A 17984-nucleotide genomic window follows, 5' to 3' on the forward strand; every position below is an offset into this window, starting at 1 on the left:
CGAGCGGGCGGCCGGTCGCGGCGAGCGCTTCGATGGTCTCGGGCTCCATGAAGCCGGCGACGGCGATCGCGTCGGGCGCGTGCGGACGCATCTGGCGCAGCACGTCGTCGTTCGGGCCGACGGTGAGCAGCGTCGGCACGATGCCGCGCTCGCGGCACGCATCCTCCACGCCGTGCAGCACATGCGAGAAGAACGGGGTGGCGGAAAAGCGGTTGTGCTGGCGATGCAGCAGGAACGTCAGGCGCCGGATGCGGGGTCGCAGCTGCGCGGGATCATAGCCGAGGCGCCGTGCGATCTCGACGATGCGCGCCCGCGTCGCTTCGGACAGGCCCGGCTGGTTTTTCAGCGCGCGGGATACGGTGCCGATCGAGACCTCTGCCGCTCTCGCGACGTCGCGAATGGTCGTGCCCATCGTTCGGGATCCGGAGTGTTTAGGATGAAGGCGATTGTATAGTAAAAAACGCCGTGAAAATCTTGCCGGAAGACCGGAGGTCATCCGTAAATTCCCGTATCTAAAGCACTAATCTGCGAAAGCCGATTTACTAAAAATACTAAACAACGAATGAAAAACGCAAGGCGACGGTGTGCGTCGTGCGACGCGGCGCCGTCGCCTTGCCGTACGCGGCGCGTCGGCCGGCGTCAGCGCAGTGCGCCGGACGTCCGTGCGGATGCGTGTTCGTCGACGTCGCGCGCGCCCCAGCGCTGGGCGAGCGCCGCGCAGGCCATCAGCTGGATCTGGTGAAACAGCATCAGCGGCAGCACGATCGCGCCGACCGCATGTGCGGAGAAGATCACCTTCGCCATCGGCACGCCGGCGGCGAGGCTTTTCTTCGAGCCGCAGAAGATGATCGTGATCTGGTCGGCGCGGTTGAAGCCGAGCCGCTTGCTGACGAACGTGGTCAGCAGCAGTGCGATCGCGAGCAGGAGCAGGTTCACGGCGAGCAGCCCGGCGAGCGCGCGCGGCGGGATCTGGAGCCAGAGTCCCTGGTTGACGGCCTCGCTGAACGCGACGTAGACGACGAGCAGGATCGAGCCCTGGTCGACAAAGCGCAGCACGGCGCGGCGGCGCTCGATCCATCCGCCGATCGCCGGACGCAGCAGCTGGCCCGCGACGAACGGCACCAGCAGCTGCATCACGATGCTGCCGACGGTGTGCCACGGCGACGCGGTCGCGGCCGATTGCGACGTGATCATCAGCCCGACGAGCGCGGGCGTGATGAAGATCCCGAGCAGGCTTGACGCGGATGCCGAGCAGACGGCCGCCGGCACGTTGCCCCTGGCGATCGACGTGAACGCGATCGACGACTGCACCGTCGACGGCAGCGTGCACAGGAACAGCACGCCCGCATACAGCGCCGGGGTGACGAGCGGCTGCAGCAGCGGTTTCAGCGCCAGGCCGAGCAGCGGAAACAGCGCGAAGGTGCTGAGCAGCACGACCGCATGCAGCCGCCAGTGCGTTGCGCCGGCGACGATCGCTTCGCGCGACAGCTTGGCGCCGTGCAGGAAGAACAGCAGGCCGACGGCGATGTTGGTGGCCCAGTCGAATGCCTGCGCGGCGGCGCCGTGGCACGGCAGCAGGCTCGCGAGCACGACGGTGCCGACGAGGGCGAGCGTGAAGTTGTCTGGAAGGAAGCGGGGGCGGGCCATCGGAATCTCGAACGGGGCGGGACGACAGGAGCACGTGCCGCGCACGCGCCGGATGGGGCCGTATTGTCTCGTCTGCCTATTCAATAAACAAATTCATTGTGAGAATTGATTGATGAGTGGTGCGCATGTTGAAGCGGCGGCCGGACTATCCAGTGCGGATGACGAAATCGGCAGAAGAATGTTCTGCCGCGATCCGTCCCCGAAGTGAAAAAACCTAGCAGTAACATGGTGTTACACCGATGCCCGCGGCCTAACACTTTTTGGCTCGACACATTTTCGGCTCGCTCATAAATTACGGCTGACAGTCTTGCGTCCGTCGTCGAGCGGCGGTTCGCGAGCGTAACAAGGCATTGAACGATGACGGATCGGGTGAAACGGAAGACCGGACGATGGGTGGTGGCAGGCGTGCTCGGCGCCCTGCTGATGCCGCTCGCGCTCGCACAGCCCCCGCACGGCGGACATGGGTTCGACGGCGGCGGGCACGGCTTCGGTCTGCCGTTCGGCGCTCAGCCCGTCTGGCGCGGCGCGCCGCAGCACGGCGGCATGCGCATCGATGCCGGTCACGGCGGCCGCGGCAACGGTCCGCGCTGGGGATTGCGGCCGGCGCCGTCGCATGGCTATGGCGCCATGCCGAATCCGTATCGTCCGGTCAGTGCCGATGCGCGCCAGATGCCGCGTGCGCAGGGCGGCGGCAATATGCCGCTGCGCGCGGGGTCGATCCGCGCCGACGTTGCGCGCTACAACGAGGAGCGTGGCGGCCGTCCACTGCCGCCGCGGGCGCCGGAAGAACCCGCGCGCTCGCCGTTTTTCCCGCCGTTCTACCGGAACTGAACGCCTGTTGTTCCGCCCCCCGGCCGGCTGACGCAATTTCGCCACAGTCGCACACAGATTTCCGCTGATTTTCCCGCCACATTGCGCTATCTTTCGCGCCCGGATCGAGCGATCCGCAATGACGGGCCGCCATCGCGCGCATGACGCCGTGCCCGGCCGTCTCTGCCCGCACGTCCCCGTATGGCCTCGGCGAACCTCACGCCGACGCTATACCCGCAATAAGTGCCGCCATTTTTGACCGGACGAACGATCCGTGAAGATGGCTGCGCGCCCCAAGCTGCAAGCCCCGGCAGTCATAACAACGCTTGCGCCACTCGCTTTCTTTTCGACAATTGTTTGGAGATCCCATGAAGTTAACCGCCCGCCCTGCGCGCTGTGCGACCGTCACGTTGATCGCGGCCGCCGCATGCGCAGTCGCCGCTCCCGCCCATGCGCAATCGAGCGTGTCGCTGTACGGACAGGTCGACGAATGGGTCGGCGCGCAGAAATTCCCGGGCGGCGGGCGCGCATGGGGCATGCAGGGCGGCGGGATGTCGACGTCGTACTTCGGGCTGCACGGCACGGAAGACCTCGGCGGCGGCTACAAGGCGATCTTCACGATCGAAAGCTTCCTGCGCGCGCAAAACGGCCAGTTCGGCCGCTTCAACGGCGACACGTTCTTTGCGCGCAACGCGTACGTCGGCATCAATTCGCCGTACGGTACGGTCACCGCGGGCCGCCTGACGACGCACCTGTTCCTGTCGACGATCCTGTTCAACCCGTTCTTCGACTCGTACCAGTTCTCGCCGATGGTGTATCAGACGTTCCTCGGCCTGGGCACGTTCCCGACGTACCCGAGCGACCAGAGCGCGGTCGGCGATTCGGGCTGGAACAACGCGGTGTCGTATACGTCGCCGGAATTCGGCGGTGCGAACTTCGGCGCGATGTACGCGTTCGGCAACCAGGCGGGCGACAACGGCTCGAAGAAGTGGAGTGCGCAGGTCAACTTCGCGAATGGCCCGTTCACGGCGACGGCGGTCTATCAGTACGTCAACTTCAACGGCGCGCCGCGCGACCTGGGTTCGCTCGTATCGGGCATGAAGGGCCAGAGCATTGCGCAGGTGGGTGCGACCTATGATCTGAAGTATGCGAAGCTGTTCGGCCAGTATATGTATACGAAGAACGATCTGGTTGCGGGCAGCTGGCACGTCAATACCGCGCAAGGCGGCGTGTCGGTGCCGATCGGCGCGGGCTGTGCGATGGCGTCGTACGCGTACTCGCGCAACGCGGGCGGCCTGAACCAGACCCGCCAGACGTGGGCCGTCGGCTACGACTATCCGCTGTCGAAGCGCACCGATCTCTACGCCGCCTACATGAACGACCACCTGAGCGGCCTGTCGAACGGCGACACGTTCGGTGCGGGCATCCGCGCGAAGTTCTGACGCGCATTCGGTTTCGCCCCCATTTGTCATGAAGAACGGCGCCGCACCCAGTGTGCGGCGCCGTTTTGCTTTTGTTGACCTTTCTGATTCGCGGCCTTTGTTACTCTAGTTCTCGATTGGGCGTTTTATTTCAATTGCGAGCTAGTTCGATGGATACCCTCGTCAGCATGAATGTGTTTCGCTACGTCGTCGAAGTGGGCAGCTTCGTCGGCGCGGCGGAGCGCATGCAGATGTCGGCCGCGATGGCGAGCAAGCACGTGATGCATCTCGAGCACCAGCTCGGTGCGCGGCTGCTGCATCGCACGACGCGCCGCGTCGCGCCCACCGAGGCGGGGCGCGAATATTACGAGCGCCTGGTGCAGGCGCTGTCCGAACTCGACGAGGCGGGGCAGGCGGTCGGCGCCGCGAGCGTCGTGCCGCAGGGCCGCTTGCGTGTGACGTCGCTGTCCGCGTTCGGGTTGCGGCACGTGATGCAGGCCGTGACCGATTACGCGGATCGCTATCCTGGCGTAACGGTCGAGATGACGCTGTCCGACCGCGTCGTCGAGCTGATCGACGAAGGCTACGACGTCGCGGTGCGCGCGGCGCCGACCGGATTGAAATCGTCGTCGCTGGTCGCCCGGCAGATCGCGACGGCGCACATCCTGCTCGTCGCGTCGCCGGCATACCTCGAACGACGCGGCACGCCCACGACGATCGCCGATCTCGCGCATCACAACTACCTGCGGCGCGATTCGAACGCCTCGACGCTCGACTCGATGGTGACCGATGCGGCCGCGGCGTCGCGCGTGAAGCTCGGCGGCAACCTGATCGTCAATCATCTGGAAGGGCTGCGCGCGGCCGTACTCGGCGGCGCGGGCATCGCGCTGCTCGGCACCGAGGTCGTCGGCGACGATATCGAGGCGGGCCGTCTCGTGCCGGTGCTGCTCGACGCGGTGCCGCCGCGCGAATTGCCGATCTACGCGGTGTACGCGAGCCGCCGCCACGTGTCGGCGAAGGTGCGCTCGTTCGTCGATTTCCTTGCGGCGCGTTTCGAAGGGCAATCGCTGTGCCCGTTGATCGAAGCGCGCCTGCGTGTGCTGCCGATCACGCGGGTCAAGCGCGTGGGCTGAGCGCCGCAGTTGCGGGGGAACAAAAAACGCGAATCCGACGGGTTCGCGTTTTTCGTTTGGCAGGCCGACCGCACTCGCACGCTGCCGCAGCGAACGCGCGGCCGAGCCGCGTCAGCGCGCGATGCCGAGCCGCGCTTTCGTGTCGTCGTATTCGCGCTTCAGGCGCTCGACGAGTGTGGCGACGCTCGGCAGGTCGTCCATCAGGCCGACGCCCTGGCCGGCACCCCAGATATCCTTCCACGCCTTCGCCTTGTCGCCGCCGAAGTTCATCTTGGTCTTGTCCGATTCGGGCAGCGCGTCCGGATCGAGCCCCGCCTTTTCGATGCTCTCGCGGATGTAGTTGCCGTGCACGCCGGTAAACAGGTTCGTATAGACGATGTCGGCGGCTTTCGCACCGAGGATCGCGCGCTTGTAGTCCTCGACCGCGTGCGCTTCCTGCGTCGCGATGAAGCGCGTGCCCATGTAGGCGAGGTCGGCCCCCATCGCTTGCGCGGCGAGGATCGAGCCGCCGTTGGCGATGGCGCCGGACAGGACGATCGGGCCGTCGAACATGCGGCGCACCTCGCCGACCAGCGCGAACGGCGAGGTCGTGCCCGCATGGCCGCCCGCGCCGGCCGCGACCAGGATCAGCCCGTCGACGCTGGCTTCGAGCGCCTTCTGCGCATGACGCAGATTGATCACGTCGTGCAGCACGATGCCGCCGTAGCTGTGCACCGCGTCGACGATCTCGCGTGCGGGCGCGCGCAGGCTCGTGATGAAGATCGGCACCTTATGGTCGATGCACACGCGGACGTCGTGTTCGAGCCGCACATTCGACTGATGGACGATCTGGTTGACTGCGATCGGGCCGATCACCGCGTCCGGGTGCTTCGCCTTGTGATCGGCGAGTTCGGCCTGAATCTGCGTGAGCCACGTGTCGAGCAGTTCGGCCGGACGCGCGTTGAGTGCGGGAAACGAGCCGACGATGCCGGCCTTGCATTGCGCGAGAACGAGTTCCGGATAACTGACGATGAACATCGGCGACGCGATGACGGGCAGCGTCAACTGCTGCAGGACGATGGGAAGTGCCATGTGGAAGTCTCCAGTGTCGACCGGAGCCGGCGCGTGGGCGGTGACTCCGGTTCCATGCAAAGCAGAGCGTGGCCGCGCGGCGCGGCGCTTTGAGTGTAGCCGTCGAGCGGCATGGACGGCATATTAATACGAACGATCGTGCGATTGCATGCGAGGGTAGCAAACGGCGCGTCGCGGCGGCAATCGAGGGAGTGCTCTTGTTCTACGAATTCGGGTATGCGCGCGGCTGTGCGGTTTCACGCGCGCTCCTACAATAGCCGCCTATAACAAGCCAAAGAGAAAACAGACCATGTCGTTTGAGGCGTTCGCACCGTTTCGCGTAAAGGTGCAGGACACCGATATCTTCGGTGTCAAAGGAGGCGCGGGGCCGCCGCTTCTGTTGCTTCACGGCCATCCGCAGACACACATGATCTGGCATCGTGTCGCCGCGACGCTTGCGCGTCATTTCACGGTGATCGCGACCGACCTGCGCGGCTACGGCGCGTCCGGCAAGCCGCCGAGCGATCCGCGGCACGCGCCGTATTCGAAACGCGCGATGGCGGCCGACCAGGTCGCGGTGATGCGGCATTTCGACTTCGAGCGCTTCTATGTCTGTGCGCACGATCGCGGCGCGCGCGTCGCGCACCGGATGGCGCTCGATCATCCGGACGCCGTCGAGCGGATGCTGCTGCTCGACATCGCGCCGACGCTCGCGATGTACGAGAAGACCGATCGCGCGTTCGCGACCGCCTACTTCCACTGGTTCTTCCTGATCCAGCCCGAGCCGCTGCCGGAAACGCTGATCGGCGGCCACACCGATGCGTACATCGAACGCGTGATGGGCAACCGCTCGGCCGGTCTGTCGCCGTTCTCGCGCGATGCGCTGCAGGCGTATCGCGACGCGCTCGCGCAGCCGGGCGCCGTGCATGCGATGTGCGAGGACTATCGCGCGTCGGCCACGATCGATCTCGAGCACGACCGCGAGGATCTCGAGCGCGGCAACAAGGTCGCATGCCCGCTGCGCGTGCTGTGGGGCGAGCGCGGCATCGTCGGCCGCTGCTTCGAGCCGCTCGACGAATGGCGGCATGTCGCGCGCGACGTCAGCGGCCGGGCGGTCGACAGCGGGCATTACATCCCCGAGGAAGCGCCTGTCGAACTGATCGACGAAATGCTGGCGTTTTTCGAAGCGCGCGACCCGGTGAGCTGACGCGCGCGGCATGGCCGGCACGCGCGATCAGGGGGCGCGGGAAGCTGTAGGGAAAGACCCGATGCGGCGCGATGGGCGTCGCTCGTATGATGCGGGCTGTGACGTTGATCACGTTCACAGGATTCCGATTCGAGATGCCGTTCGCCGCTGGCTGAACGGCATTTTTTTGTGCGCCGCGCTTCAAGCGGCGGCCGCGCGCCGGGCATCGAGCTGCGCGAGCACCGCGCGCCTGGCGTCGTCGTCCGACGCGCGCCAGGCCTTGATTTCATCCCGCGTACGCAGGCAGCCCGCGCACCATTCGGTGCGCGGATCGATCTTGCACACGCCGGTGCACGGCGACGCGATCGTCGGCTCGGTCGCGTCGCTCATGCGTTCTCCCGCAATGCGACGTCGGCGACCGGCGCGCCGGTCAAGGTGACCAGCTCCTGCGGCGACAGATTGAACACGGCATGCGGATGGCCGGCTGCCGCCCACAGGCTGTCGAGCTGGAGCAGGTCGGCATCGATCAGCGTGACGGGCGGGACGAGATGGCCGATCGGGCACACGCCGCCGATCGCGTAACCGGTATGGTCACGGACGAATTTTGCATCGGCGCGGCCGATCTCGCCGACCTGTGCGGCCACCTTTTTCTCGTCGACGCGATTCACGCCGCTGGCGACGACCAGCACCGGCGCGCCGTCGGCCTGCCGGCGGAACAGGATCGATTTCGCGATCTGCGCGACTGAGCAGCCCAGTCCGGCCGCGGCCTCGGCGGACGTCTTGCCGGTTTCTGCAAGCATCACGATGTCTTTCGAATGGCCGCGTTCGCGCAGCAGCATCGCGACGCGCCGGGCGGAATCGGGGAGCGCGTCGAGGGAAGTGGGGGTCGTCATGTTCTGGAATTCGGTGAGTGGCGGGTCATGCGGGTCAGGCGCAACTCGGCGCGCTTGCGCTCTGCGCTTTCGCGATCAGCGCGCGTCCCGCGCGGGACGCATTCGCGCGGCCGATCGCGTTCGAAATGAATTCGCCCGCGGCGACCACCTGTGCGAGATCGATGCCGGTCTCGATGCCGAGGCCCTGCATCAGGTACAGCACGTCTTCGGTCGCGACGTTGCCCGTCGCGCCCTTCGCATACGGGCAGCCGCCGAGGCCTGCGACCGACGCGTGAAAGATCTCGATGCCTTCGAACAGCGCCGCATAGATGTTCGCGAGCGCTTGCCCGTAGGTGTCGTGGAAATGCCCGGAGATGCGCTCGCGGGGAAAGACGCGGGTGACGGCGGCGAGCACCTCGCGCGTGCGGCGCGGCGTGCCGACGCCGATCGTGTCGGCAATGTCGATCTCGTCGCAGCCGAGCGCCGCGAAACGTTCGACGACGTCGACGACGGACGCGACCGGCACGTCGCCCTGGTACGGGCAGCCGAGCGCGCACGATACGCTGCCGCGCAGCCGCAGGCCCGCCTCCTTCGCGGCCTGCGCGACCGGCTCGAAGCGCGCGATGCTTTCGGCGATGCTGCAGTTGATGTTCCGCTGCGAGAACGCTTCGCTCGCCGCACCGAAGATGACGACCTCGTCGGCGCGCGCGGCGAGCGCATGCTCGAAGCCCTTCAGGTTCGGCGTGAGCACCGAGTAGACCGTGCCGTCGCGCCGGTCGATGCCGGCCATCACCTCGGCGCCGTCGGCCATTTGCGGCACCCATTTCGGCGACACGAACGAGGCGGCCTCGATGTTGCGGAAGCCTGCGCGCGACAGGCGGTCGACGAGCGCGATCTTCACGTCGGTGGGGACGAACGTCTTTTCGTTCTGCAGCCCGTCGCGCGGGCCGACTTCGACGATCTTGACGGCGGTGGGGAACATCATGGCTGTCTCCTGGATAGGGAATTCAGTAGCCGCGCGCGGTGTCGACGACACCGCTGACCGGCTCGCCGCGTTCGAATGCGCGGATCTTGCCGGCGATCTGTTCGATCGCCTCCGTGCGCAGCGTCTCGGCCGAGCAGTGCGGCGTGATCGTGATGCGCGGCTCGCGCCAGAACGGATGATCGTCGGGCAGTGGCTCTTGCCGGAACACGTCGAGCGTCGCGGCGGCGATGCGGCCGCTCGCGAGTGCGTCGAGCAGGTCGGCCTCGACGAGATGCGCGCCGCGTGCGACGTTGATCAGGTACGCGCCCGGCGCGAGACGCGCGAACGTGCGCGCGTCGAGGATGCCGTCGGTGTCCGGCGTGCTCGGCAACAGGTTGACGAGGACTCGGGCGCCTTCGACGAATGCGTCGAACCCGGCTTCACCGGCAAAGGTCGCGATGCCGTCGATCCGTTTCGGGCTGCGGCTGTAGCCGCGCACCGGCAGCCCGAGGCCGGCGAGCGCGTGCGCGACCCGCGCGCCCAGCACGCCGAGGCCGAGCACGCCGACGGTGAACGTCGCGCGAGGATGCGGCGCCAGCACCTGCCAGCGGCGCGCGTGCTGCAACTGCGTGTATTCGTCGAAGCGGCGCAGGTAGCGCAGCACCGCATGCGTCACGTATTCGACCATCTGCTGCGCCATGCCCGAATCCTCGAGGCGCACGAGCGGGACATGTCGCGGCAGCGTGCCGGGCTGCTCGCGTTCGAGCGCGAGCAGCGCATCGACGCCCGCACCGAGGTTGAAGATGGCGCGCAGGCCATCGCGCGGCGTGAAGAGCTCACGCGGCGCGCGCCAGACGAGCGCGTAGTCGGCGGCGGCCGTATCGCCCGGCTGCCATACGCGCAGCTCGGCTTCGGGCAGCGCATGCGCGAGTTCTGCGCGCCATGCGTCGGCGTCCTGAAAGGGCGAATGGAACAGGATCTTCATCCGGCTTACTTCGCAAACAGCTTGCCGAGGTCGGCGAATGCCTTGAATTCGAGCGCGTTGCCGCACGGATCGAGGAAGAACATCGTCGCCTGCTCGCCGGCTTCGCCCTTGAAGCGGATGTGCGGCTCGATCACGAAGCGCGTGCCGGCGGCCTTCAGCCGGTCGGCCAGCGTGTGCCACTCGTCCATCGACAGCACGACGCCGAAATGGCGTACCGGCACGTCGTCGCCGTCGACCGGGTTGGCGGCACTCGGGGCGGCTTCGTCCGGCGAAAGGTGCGCGACGAGTTGATGCCCGAAGAAGTCGAAATCGACCCAGCGATCCGAACTGCGGCCTTCCGGGCAGCCGAGCAGCCCGCCGTAGAACGCGCGGGCGTCGGCGAGGTTCGTGACCGGGAAAGCGAGATGGAACGGGCGCAGCGCGCCGGAAGGCACAGCGGGCATCGGGCGTCTCCTGATTGGAAGCCCTCATTCTACGGTTTTGCGGCCGGTTGCGCCGTTGGGCCGGGAGGGCGCGCGCGGAAATGGCGAGACGGTGCGCGCTCCCGCCCGCCGAAAAGCAAAGCACGAAATATTGGTTCGGCTGCCGGATCCCGCGCGTCACAATCGGCACTCGTCTTCTTGGCAGCGAGGGCAATCATGCGCGCATGCAGCAAATCGGCGTGGCCGCCGCGGCTCGTCACGGTGCCGGGCCTGCACGGCAGTGAGGGCGCACACTGGCAGACCTGGATCGAGCGGCAATTTCCGCGCGCGCTGCGCGTCGAACAGGACGACTGGGATGCGCCGGATCTCGCCCGCTGGGCGAATGCCGTACGCGAACTGCTGACGCGCGAGCGTGGGCCGTATGTGCTCGCCGCGCACAGCTTCGGCTGCCTTGCCGCCGCGCACGCGCTCGCGCAGTGGCCGCATGCCGGCGACGTCGCGGGCGTGCTGCTTGTCGCGCCCGCGAGCCCGAAGAAATTCACGTTTGCCGGCCCGTTCGACGCACGGCGGCTGGCGATGCCGTCGATCGTGATCGGCAGCGAGACCGATCCGTGGATGCCGCTCGCGGATGCGCGCACGCTTGCGCTGCGCCTCGGCAGCGCGTTCGTCAATCTCGGCGATGCCGGGCATATCAATACCGCGGCCGGTTACGGCCCGTGGCCGCGCGCGAAGTATTTCATCGATACGCTCATCCATTGCGCGGCGCCGCTGCGCTTTCGCGAAGAAGCGGGCGAATTCGATTCGACGTACGTCGCGAGCACGCTCGCGTACGCGATCTGACGGCGGCCGGGCAGGGCGCGTGGTTTTTCGCCATCCGGCCCGGGGCGGCCGCGAATGGCTTCCACTGTCCTGACGCGTCGTGTTCGCGCTTGCGCTCGCGCATTCAATCCGCGTATCGCCTCATTCCCGGTTCGTATTGGTCTGATCGCTGCGGAGCCGTTTCCATATCGGTCTAATTGCCTCGCGCGGGCATCTTCACTTCAATGCAAATGATTCTCGTTATCATTTTTTGGAGTGGAGATGAATCATTGCATTCAGTCGAGTGCGACGCCGCCGCGTCGCGCTACCGCATCGGTCGCATTCGCGATGATGACCTGCGCGGCCGCGCCCGTATATGCCGCCGAACCCGACAGTCAGCGCGCGCCGGAATTGAACCCCATCGTCGTGCAGAGCGAGCGGGACAAGGGATCACGGGTCGACCGGTCCGGTTCCGCGAAATACGCGACGCCGCTGCTCGATGTGCCGCAGACGATTACCGTCGTGCCGCGTCAGGTGCTCGACGAACAGAATGCGCAGAGTCTGCGCGAAGCGCTGTCCAACGTCGCCGGGATTACCTTCAACGCCGGCGAGGGTGGCGGCGGCTCGGGCGACATGATCAACATCCGCGGCTTCAGCGCGATGGCGAACCTTCAGCTCGACGGCCTGCGCGACAGCGCGCAGAACAACCGGAGCGACCTGTTCAACATCGAGTCGGTCGAGGTCATCAAGGGGCCGAACTCCGTGTTCGGCGGCGCTGGCACGACGGGCGGCGCGGTGAACCTGATCAGCAAGACGCCGCAGGCGCGTACGTTCACCGAGGCGGGGGCGACGCTCGGCACGGCGGCCTACAAGCGGCTGACCGTCGATACGAACCAGGTACTGCCGGCCTCCGACGGTTCGGCCGCGTTCCGGATGAACCTGATGGCGCACGTCAACGACGTGCCCGGCCGCGACGAGATCCGCAAGCGGCGCTGGGGCGTCGCGCCGTCGCTCGCGTTCGGGCTGAATTCGCCGACCCGCGTGACGTTCGCCTATTTCCACCAGGAGGACAACAACCTGCCCGATTACGGGCTGCCGGCGCTCAACGGCCGGGTGCTGGCGGGCGTGTCGCGCGACAGCTACTTCGGCTGGCGCAACCTCGACCGCGAGCGCATCGAGTCGAACACGGTCACGCTGAAAGTCGAGCATGATGTTTCGCGCGGGCTGCGGCTGCAGAACGTGAGCCGCTATGCGCACCTGCATCGCGATACCGTGATCTCTGCGTCGCAGGTCAACCGGAGCGGACTGCCGCCCGGACGCTACAAGCCGGCCGGACCGCAAGGTTACGGACGGGATTCGTCGACGTCGATGTGGGCGAACCAGACCAACCTGACGAGCGAGTTCAGCACCTTCGGCCTCGATCACACGCTCGTCACGGGCGCCGAGATTTCGCGCGAGACGTACGGGCGCACGACTTACTCATACGGACTGGCGCAGTTTTATCCGCCAGCCGGCTACTCGCTGTCCGCTCCGCCCGGATACTGGAGCGGCCCGGCCCGGCGGCAGGACGACGGGCGCAACGAAACGACGCTCGACGTGAAGGCGCTGTATGCGTTCGATACGATTGCGCTTGCGAAGCACTGGGATCTCGACGTCGGGTTGCGTCACGACTGGATCGCCGGTTCGTCGGAAAGCACGCCGTCCGGCAAGCGCACCGACCGCGCGGACACATCGGCCAGCCAGTTCAGCACGCGCGCGGGTCTCGTGTTCAAGCCGACCGACAACGGCCGCGTGTATTTCGCATACGGCACGTCGTTCAATCCTTCGGCCGAACATCTGGTGACAACCGGATGGGGCGTCGATGCGCAGACGAGCGGGCTCGCGCCGGAGAAGAACCGGAGCTTCGAGCTCGGCACGAAGTGGGAAGCGGCGGGCGGCATCGCATTGAACGGCGCGCTGTTCCAGATCGACAAGCGGAACGCGCGCGAAAAGATGGCGGACGGCAGTTACCTGCTCGCCGGCAAGCAGCGCGTGCGCGGCGTCGAGCTGGGCGCCGCGGGCAAGCTGACGCCGCAATGGGACGTCTTCGCGAACTACACGTACCTGTCGAGCGCCACGCAGGATTCGCCGTCGTCGCCGCGCCGCGAAGGCAAGGCGCTCGGCAACACGCCGCGGCATGCGTTCAATCTGTGGACGACCTATCGATTGCCCGCCGGCTGGACGGTCGGCTACGGCACGCATTTCGTCGGCAAGCGCAATGTGACATCGGAAGGCGACGGCACGCTCGGTTCGTACATGGTGCACAACCTGATGCTCGGCTATGAAGCGAACCGTCGCCTGCGTTTCCAGCTCAACGTCGACAACCTGTTCGACCGTGGCTACGTCGAGCGCGTGCGCCAGCGGCCCGGCAACGCGTCGCGCTCGTCGGCGGTCGAGTATGGCGACGGCCGTGCGGCGACGTTGTCGGCGATCTACAAGTTCTGAATGCCAGGCCGCTTGCGCTGCGATGCGGCGTCAGGCGCGGAACAACGATCCTGTCGAATCGCATCCTGAACCTCGGGCGCCGACGTGCATGCGGCATGCGCGTCGGCGCCCGAATCGTTTAGCGGTTTTCCTGCTTTGCTTTCCATGACTGATTGGAAAGCACGGCACATGCTGCCGATAGAATGCCCGCTTGCGTCTGGATGACAGCGCCGGCGAGCGCGGTCGCATACCAACTACTCGAAGCGGGGCACGACACCATGCAATACACGAAAGGAATCGGCCGCTGGCTGCTGACGGCCGCGGCGGCCGCCGCGTTCGGCGTCGCGGCCACGGCCGCCCATGCCGATACATCGCTGCTGAACGTGTCGTACGACGTGACGCGCGAACTGTACAAGGACATCAACGCGAGCTTTACCGCCGCGTACAAGCAAAAGACCGGCGAGACGGTCTCGATCAAGCAGTCGCACGGCGCGTCGAGCGCGCAGGCGCTGTCGGTGCTGCAGGGTTTGCAGGCCGACGTCGTGACGATGAACCAGCCGAACGACATCGACCTGCTCGCCGAGCGCGGCCAGTTGCTGTCGAAGGACTGGCGCGCCCGGCTGCCGGACAACAGCTCGCCATACTCGACGACGATGGTGTTCCTCGTGCGCAAGGGCAACCCGAAGCAGATCAGGGACTGGAGCGATCTCGCGAAGCCGGGCGTGCAGGTGATCATCGCGAACCCGAAGACGTCCGGCAACGGCCGCTACGCGTACCTCGCCGCGTGGGGCTACCAGAAGCAGAAGGGCGCGACCGACCAGCAGGCGCTCGACTTCGAGAAGGCGATCTTCCGCAACGTGCCGGTGCTCGATTCGGGCGGCCGCGGTGCGACGACGACATTCACGCAGCGTGGGATCGGCGACGTGCTCGTCACGTTCGAAAACGAGGTCGCGCTGATGGACACCGGCGCATCCGGTGCGCAGTTCGACGCGGTCTATCCGTCGGCGAGCATTCTTGCGGAGCCGCCGGTCGCGGTCGTCGACAAGGTGGTCGACAAGAAGGGCACGAGAAAGGTCGCGCAGGCGTATCTCGAGTATCTGTACACGCCGGCCGGGCAGGAAATCATTGCGCAGCATCATCTGCGCCCGCGTGATCCGAACGTGCTGAAGCGGCACGCGGCGGAATTCCGGCCGCTGAAGACGTTCAGCGTCGAACAGGTCTTCGGCAGCTGGGCGAATGCGCAGAAGACGCATTTCGCCGATGGCGGGACGTTCGATCAGGTGATCGTCGACAGGAAATAATTGCGCGCGCATCGCCATTCAAAAAGCCGGCAGCACCCGCTGCCGGCTTTTTTCGTTTCTGCGAACGCCCGTTCGCATGCCTGCGCGTCCGTCAGGTCAGTGATGCAACAGCCGCTCCGCTTCGCGTTGCTCGATATCCATCGCGCGGCGGTGGCCGTCGCGCGCCTCGGCGCGCGCGACATAGTCGCCGAGCAGGCCTTCATGCGGTAGCAGGTGCGCGTCGAATGCGATCTTCAGCGTGCTTGCGAGCAGCAGATCCGCGGCGGTGAAGCGGTCGCCGACGAGCCACGGCGTATCGGCGAGCGTCTGCGCGAGCGCGCGCTGCACGCGGGCGATATTGCCCCAGCCGAACGCGACCGGGTTGCCCGACGCGCCGGTGAATTTTTCCGCCATCGCCGGCTCGAGGCACGACGGCGTGAAGAACAGCCACTGCAGGAACCGGCCGCGCAGCGGATCGCCGGGCGCGATCCCGAGCCGTGCGGCGGGGAAGCGGTCGGCGAGATAGAGCAGCACCGCACCGGATTCGGCGAACGGCATGCCGCCGTCGTCGATCGCGGGCAGCTTCGCCATCGGGTTGACGCGCGTGAACGCCTCCGTGCCTTGCGCGTTCGCGTGCAGGTCGATCGGCACCAGCTCGTACAGGGCGCCGATTTCCTCCAGCATCCACAGTGCCCGGAAGGCCCGGGTCTTCGGCCAGTAATAGAGCTTCATCGCGTCTCCCCGTGTCGGTTGACGCTCAAGCGTACCTGACGCGCGGGCATTCGGACAGAGGCGGCCGCGGCGCCTGGCGCATGGCGGGCACGTCGCGCGCCCGGCCTTCCGCCCGATGCGCCTATGCGCCCCAAATACATGGCGGGCCGCCCGCCACCGCGCGCGAAAACTCACTCGAATCGGCGGCAAATGCTGCGTAGTTTTTCTCAGCATGCGACTGCCTGAGCAAGATGAGAAAAAACATTCTTCTTTTCGCGCGAAAAAATAGAGCCATTCCGCTGCCGTCGGATCGGCCTCGCCATTCGCGCCGCCGCGGCAGCCCAGAACAGCATAATCAGGAGACGTTCCCATGACTGCCCGCCTGCCCACCGACGGCACGCCCGCCCTTTCCGACTATCGGCTGACCGACAACCTGACCGCGACGCGCGGCCGGATCTTCCTGACCGGCACGCAGGCGCTGGTGCGCCTGCTGCTGATGCAGCGCGCGCTCGACGCGGCGCAGGGTCTGAACACGGCAGGCTTCATCAGCGGCTACCGCGGCTCGCCGCTCGGCATGGTCGACCAGCAGCTGTGGAAGGCGAAGAAGCTGCTCGATGCAGGCGGCGTGCGCTTCCTGCCCGCCATCAACGAGGAACTGGGCGGCACCGCGGTGCTCGGCACGCAGCGCGTCGAGGCCGATCCGGAGCGCACCGTCGATGGCGTGTATGCGATGTGGTACGGCAAGGGGCCGGGTGTCGATCGCGCGGGCGACGCGCTCAAGCACGGCAATGCGTACGGTTCGTCCCCGCACGGCGGCGTGCTTGTCGTCGCGGGCGACGATCACGGCTGCGTGTCGTCGTCGATGCCGCACCAGAGCGATTTCGCGATGATCGCGTGGCACATGCCGGTCGTGAACCCGTCGAACATTGCCGACATGCTCGAATTCGGCCTGTACGGCTGGGCGCTGTCGCGCTTCTCCGGTGCGTGGGTCGGCTTCAAGGCGATCTCGGAGACGGTCGAGTCGGGCACGACGGTCGATCTCGACGCGCTGCAGACGCAATGGACCGCGCCGGCCGGCTATGCGGCGCCGGCCGGCGGCCTGCACAACCGCTGGCCGGATCTGCCCAGCCTGTCGATCGAAGCGCGTCTCGCGGCGAAGCTCGACGCGGTGCGCCACTTCGCGCGCACGAACAGCATCGACAAGTGGATCGCGCCGAGCGCGCACGCGAATGTGGGCATCGTCACCTGCGGCAAGGCGCACCTCGACCTGATGGAGGCGCTGCGCCGCCTGGATCTCACCGTCGCGGATCTCGAAGCGGCGGGCGTGCGGATCTACAAGGTCGGCCTGTCGTACCCGCTGGAAATGACCCGCATCGAGACCTTCGTCGACGGTCTGTCCGAAGTGCTCGTCATCGAGGAAAAAGGCCCGGTGATCGAGCAGCAGCTCAAGGACTACCTGTACAACCGTACGGACGGCGCGCGCCCGCGCGTGCTCGGCAAGCATGACGCCGAAGGCGCGTGCCTGCTGTCCGAACTCGGCGAACTGCGTCCGTCGCGGATCCTGCCGGTGTTCGCCGCCTGGCTCGCGCGTCACAAGCCGGCGCTCGACCGCCGCGAGCGCGTCGTCGATCTCGTCGCGCCGCAAATCCTGTCGAACGAGGCGGACGCGGTGCGCCGCACGCCGTATTTCTGCTCGGGCTGTCCGCACAACACGTCGACGAAGGTGCCGGAAGGCTCGATCGCGCAGGCCGGTATCGGCTGTCACTTCATGGCGTCGTGGATGGAGCGCGACACGACCGGGCTGATCCAGATGGGCGGCGAGGGCGTCGACTGGGCCGCGCACGGGATGTTCACGAACATGCGTCACGTGTTCCAGAACCTCGGCGACGGCACGTATTTCCACTCGGGGATTCTGGCGATCCGCCAGGCGGTCGCCGCGAAGGCGAACATCACGTACAAGATCCTCTACAACGACGCGGTCGCGATGACGGGCGGCCAGCCGGTGGACGGCAGCATCTCGGTGCCGCAGATCGCGCGTCAGGTCGAGGCGGAAGGCGTGTCGCGCTTCGTCGTCGTGTCCGACGAGCCGGAGAAGTACGACGGCCATCATGGCCTGTTCCCGACCGGCACCACGTTCCATCACCGCAGCGAGCTCGATGCGGTGCAGCGTGAGCTGCGCGAAACGCCGGGCGTCACCGTGCTGATCTACGACCAGACCTGCGCGACCGAGAAGCGCCGCCGC

Annotated in this window: 17 protein-coding genes; 8 read left to right on the forward strand and 9 right to left on the reverse strand. The window is 66.7% G+C overall.

Going from position 1 to position 17984, the window contains the following annotated elements; genetic code table 11:
• Together KH616_RS09860 and KH616_RS09865 are read right to left on the reverse strand one after the other, a co-directional pair.
• Positions 1-412: LacI family DNA-binding transcriptional regulator (locus tag KH616_RS09860; RefSeq protein ID WP_292243710.1), on the reverse strand; the 412-nt coding region annotated here is incomplete at its 3' end.
• A 227-nt stretch (positions 413-639) separates the two neighbouring features.
• Positions 640-1647, reverse strand: a complete 1008-nt coding sequence (locus KH616_RS09865; RefSeq protein WP_292243684.1) for a bile acid:sodium symporter family protein — start codon at positions 1645-1647, stop codon at positions 640-642.
• 357 nt (positions 1648-2004) lie between these two features.
• Here KH616_RS09865 and KH616_RS09870 point away from each other — a divergent pair, with 357 nt between their 5' ends.
• The 3 genes from KH616_RS09870 to KH616_RS09880 all read left to right on the forward strand — a co-directional run bounded on the left by KH616_RS09870 (position 2005) and on the right by KH616_RS09880 (position 5011).
• Positions 2005-2478 (forward strand): peptide-binding protein, encoded by a 474-nt coding sequence (locus KH616_RS09870; protein WP_292243685.1) that lies wholly within the window; start codon positions 2005-2007, stop codon positions 2476-2478.
• A gap of 347 nt (positions 2479-2825) precedes the next feature.
• Complete coding sequence (locus KH616_RS09875) at positions 2826-3899, forward strand: porin (RefSeq protein ID WP_292243687.1); 1074 nt, start codon at positions 2826-2828, stop codon at positions 3897-3899.
• A 149-nt stretch (positions 3900-4048) separates the two neighbouring features.
• Entirely contained in the window at positions 4049-5011 is a 963-nt protein-coding gene (locus KH616_RS09880) for a LysR family transcriptional regulator (protein WP_292243689.1), read from the forward strand.
• Between the two features lie 111 nt (positions 5012-5122).
• On the opposite strand, the gene KH616_RS09885 is transcribed toward KH616_RS09880, so the two are convergent.
• Positions 5123-6082: a nitronate monooxygenase family protein gene (locus KH616_RS09885; RefSeq protein ID WP_292243691.1), complete on the reverse strand. Its 960-nt coding sequence runs from the start codon at positions 6080-6082 to the stop codon at positions 5123-5125.
• Between the two features lie 289 nt (positions 6083-6371).
• On the opposite strand from KH616_RS09885, the gene KH616_RS09890 reads away from it, so the two are divergent.
• Positions 6372-7268 (forward strand): alpha/beta hydrolase, encoded by an 897-nt coding sequence (locus tag KH616_RS09890; protein WP_292243693.1) that lies wholly within the window; start codon positions 6372-6374, stop codon positions 7266-7268.
• 180 nt (positions 7269-7448) lie between these two features.
• Here KH616_RS09890 and KH616_RS09895 read toward each other — a convergent pair whose 3' ends face one another.
• The 5 genes from KH616_RS09895 to KH616_RS09915 are packed head-to-tail and all read right to left on the reverse strand — an operon-like array spanning position 7449 to position 10511.
• Positions 7449-7637 carry a DUF1289 domain-containing protein gene (locus KH616_RS09895; RefSeq protein ID WP_292243694.1) on the reverse strand — a complete coding sequence of 63 codons (189 nt, stop codon included), beginning with the start codon at positions 7635-7637 and terminating at the stop codon, positions 7449-7451.
• Positions 7634-8140: a YbaK/EbsC family protein gene (locus KH616_RS09900; RefSeq protein WP_292243696.1), complete on the reverse strand. Its 507-nt coding sequence runs from the start codon at positions 8138-8140 to the stop codon at positions 7634-7636. The genes KH616_RS09895 and KH616_RS09900 overlap by 4 nt, the downstream gene beginning before the upstream one ends.
• Before the next feature lie 34 nt (positions 8141-8174).
• A complete protein-coding gene (locus KH616_RS09905) occupies positions 8175-9104 on the reverse strand; it encodes a hydroxymethylglutaryl-CoA lyase (protein WP_292243698.1) in 930 nt (309 codons plus the stop codon).
• Positions 9105-9126: 22 nt separating this feature from the next.
• Entirely contained in the window at positions 9127-10068 is a 942-nt protein-coding gene (locus KH616_RS09910) for a glyoxylate/hydroxypyruvate reductase A (protein ID WP_292243699.1), read from the reverse strand.
• A 5-nt stretch (positions 10069-10073) separates the two neighbouring features.
• Positions 10074-10511 carry a VOC family protein gene (locus KH616_RS09915; protein ID WP_292243701.1) on the reverse strand — a complete coding sequence of 146 codons (438 nt, stop codon included), beginning with the start codon at positions 10509-10511 and terminating at the stop codon, positions 10074-10076.
• Between the two features lie 195 nt (positions 10512-10706).
• Between KH616_RS09915 and KH616_RS09920 the strand changes: the two genes are divergently transcribed.
• The 3 genes from KH616_RS09920 (at position 10707) to KH616_RS09930 (ending at position 15052) form a co-directional block, all read left to right on the forward strand.
• Complete coding sequence (locus tag KH616_RS09920; RefSeq protein WP_292243703.1) at positions 10707-11330, forward strand: alpha/beta hydrolase; 624 nt, start codon at positions 10707-10709, stop codon at positions 11328-11330.
• A 240-nt stretch (positions 11331-11570) separates the two neighbouring features.
• Entirely contained in the window at positions 11571-13772 is a 2202-nt protein-coding gene (locus KH616_RS09925; protein ID WP_292243704.1) for a TonB-dependent siderophore receptor, read from the forward strand.
• Positions 13773-14029: 257 nt separating this feature from the next.
• Complete coding sequence (locus KH616_RS09930) at positions 14030-15052, forward strand: sulfate ABC transporter substrate-binding protein (protein ID WP_292243705.1); 1023 nt, start codon at positions 14030-14032, stop codon at positions 15050-15052.
• Between the two features lie 96 nt (positions 15053-15148).
• Here KH616_RS09930 and KH616_RS09935 read toward each other — a convergent pair whose 3' ends face one another.
• Entirely contained in the window at positions 15149-15763 is a 615-nt protein-coding gene (locus KH616_RS09935) for a glutathione S-transferase family protein (RefSeq protein ID WP_292243706.1), read from the reverse strand.
• A 349-nt stretch (positions 15764-16112) separates the two neighbouring features.
• Between KH616_RS09935 and KH616_RS09940 the strand changes: the two genes are divergently transcribed.
• Positions 16113-17984, forward strand: a 1872-nt coding sequence (locus tag KH616_RS09940; RefSeq protein ID WP_292243708.1) for an indolepyruvate ferredoxin oxidoreductase family protein, incomplete at its 3' end; no start/stop codon positions are given.

This window comes from Burkholderia sp., from assembly GCF_018375725.1.
Taxonomy (GTDB): Bacteria; Pseudomonadota; Gammaproteobacteria; order Burkholderiales; family Burkholderiaceae; genus Burkholderia.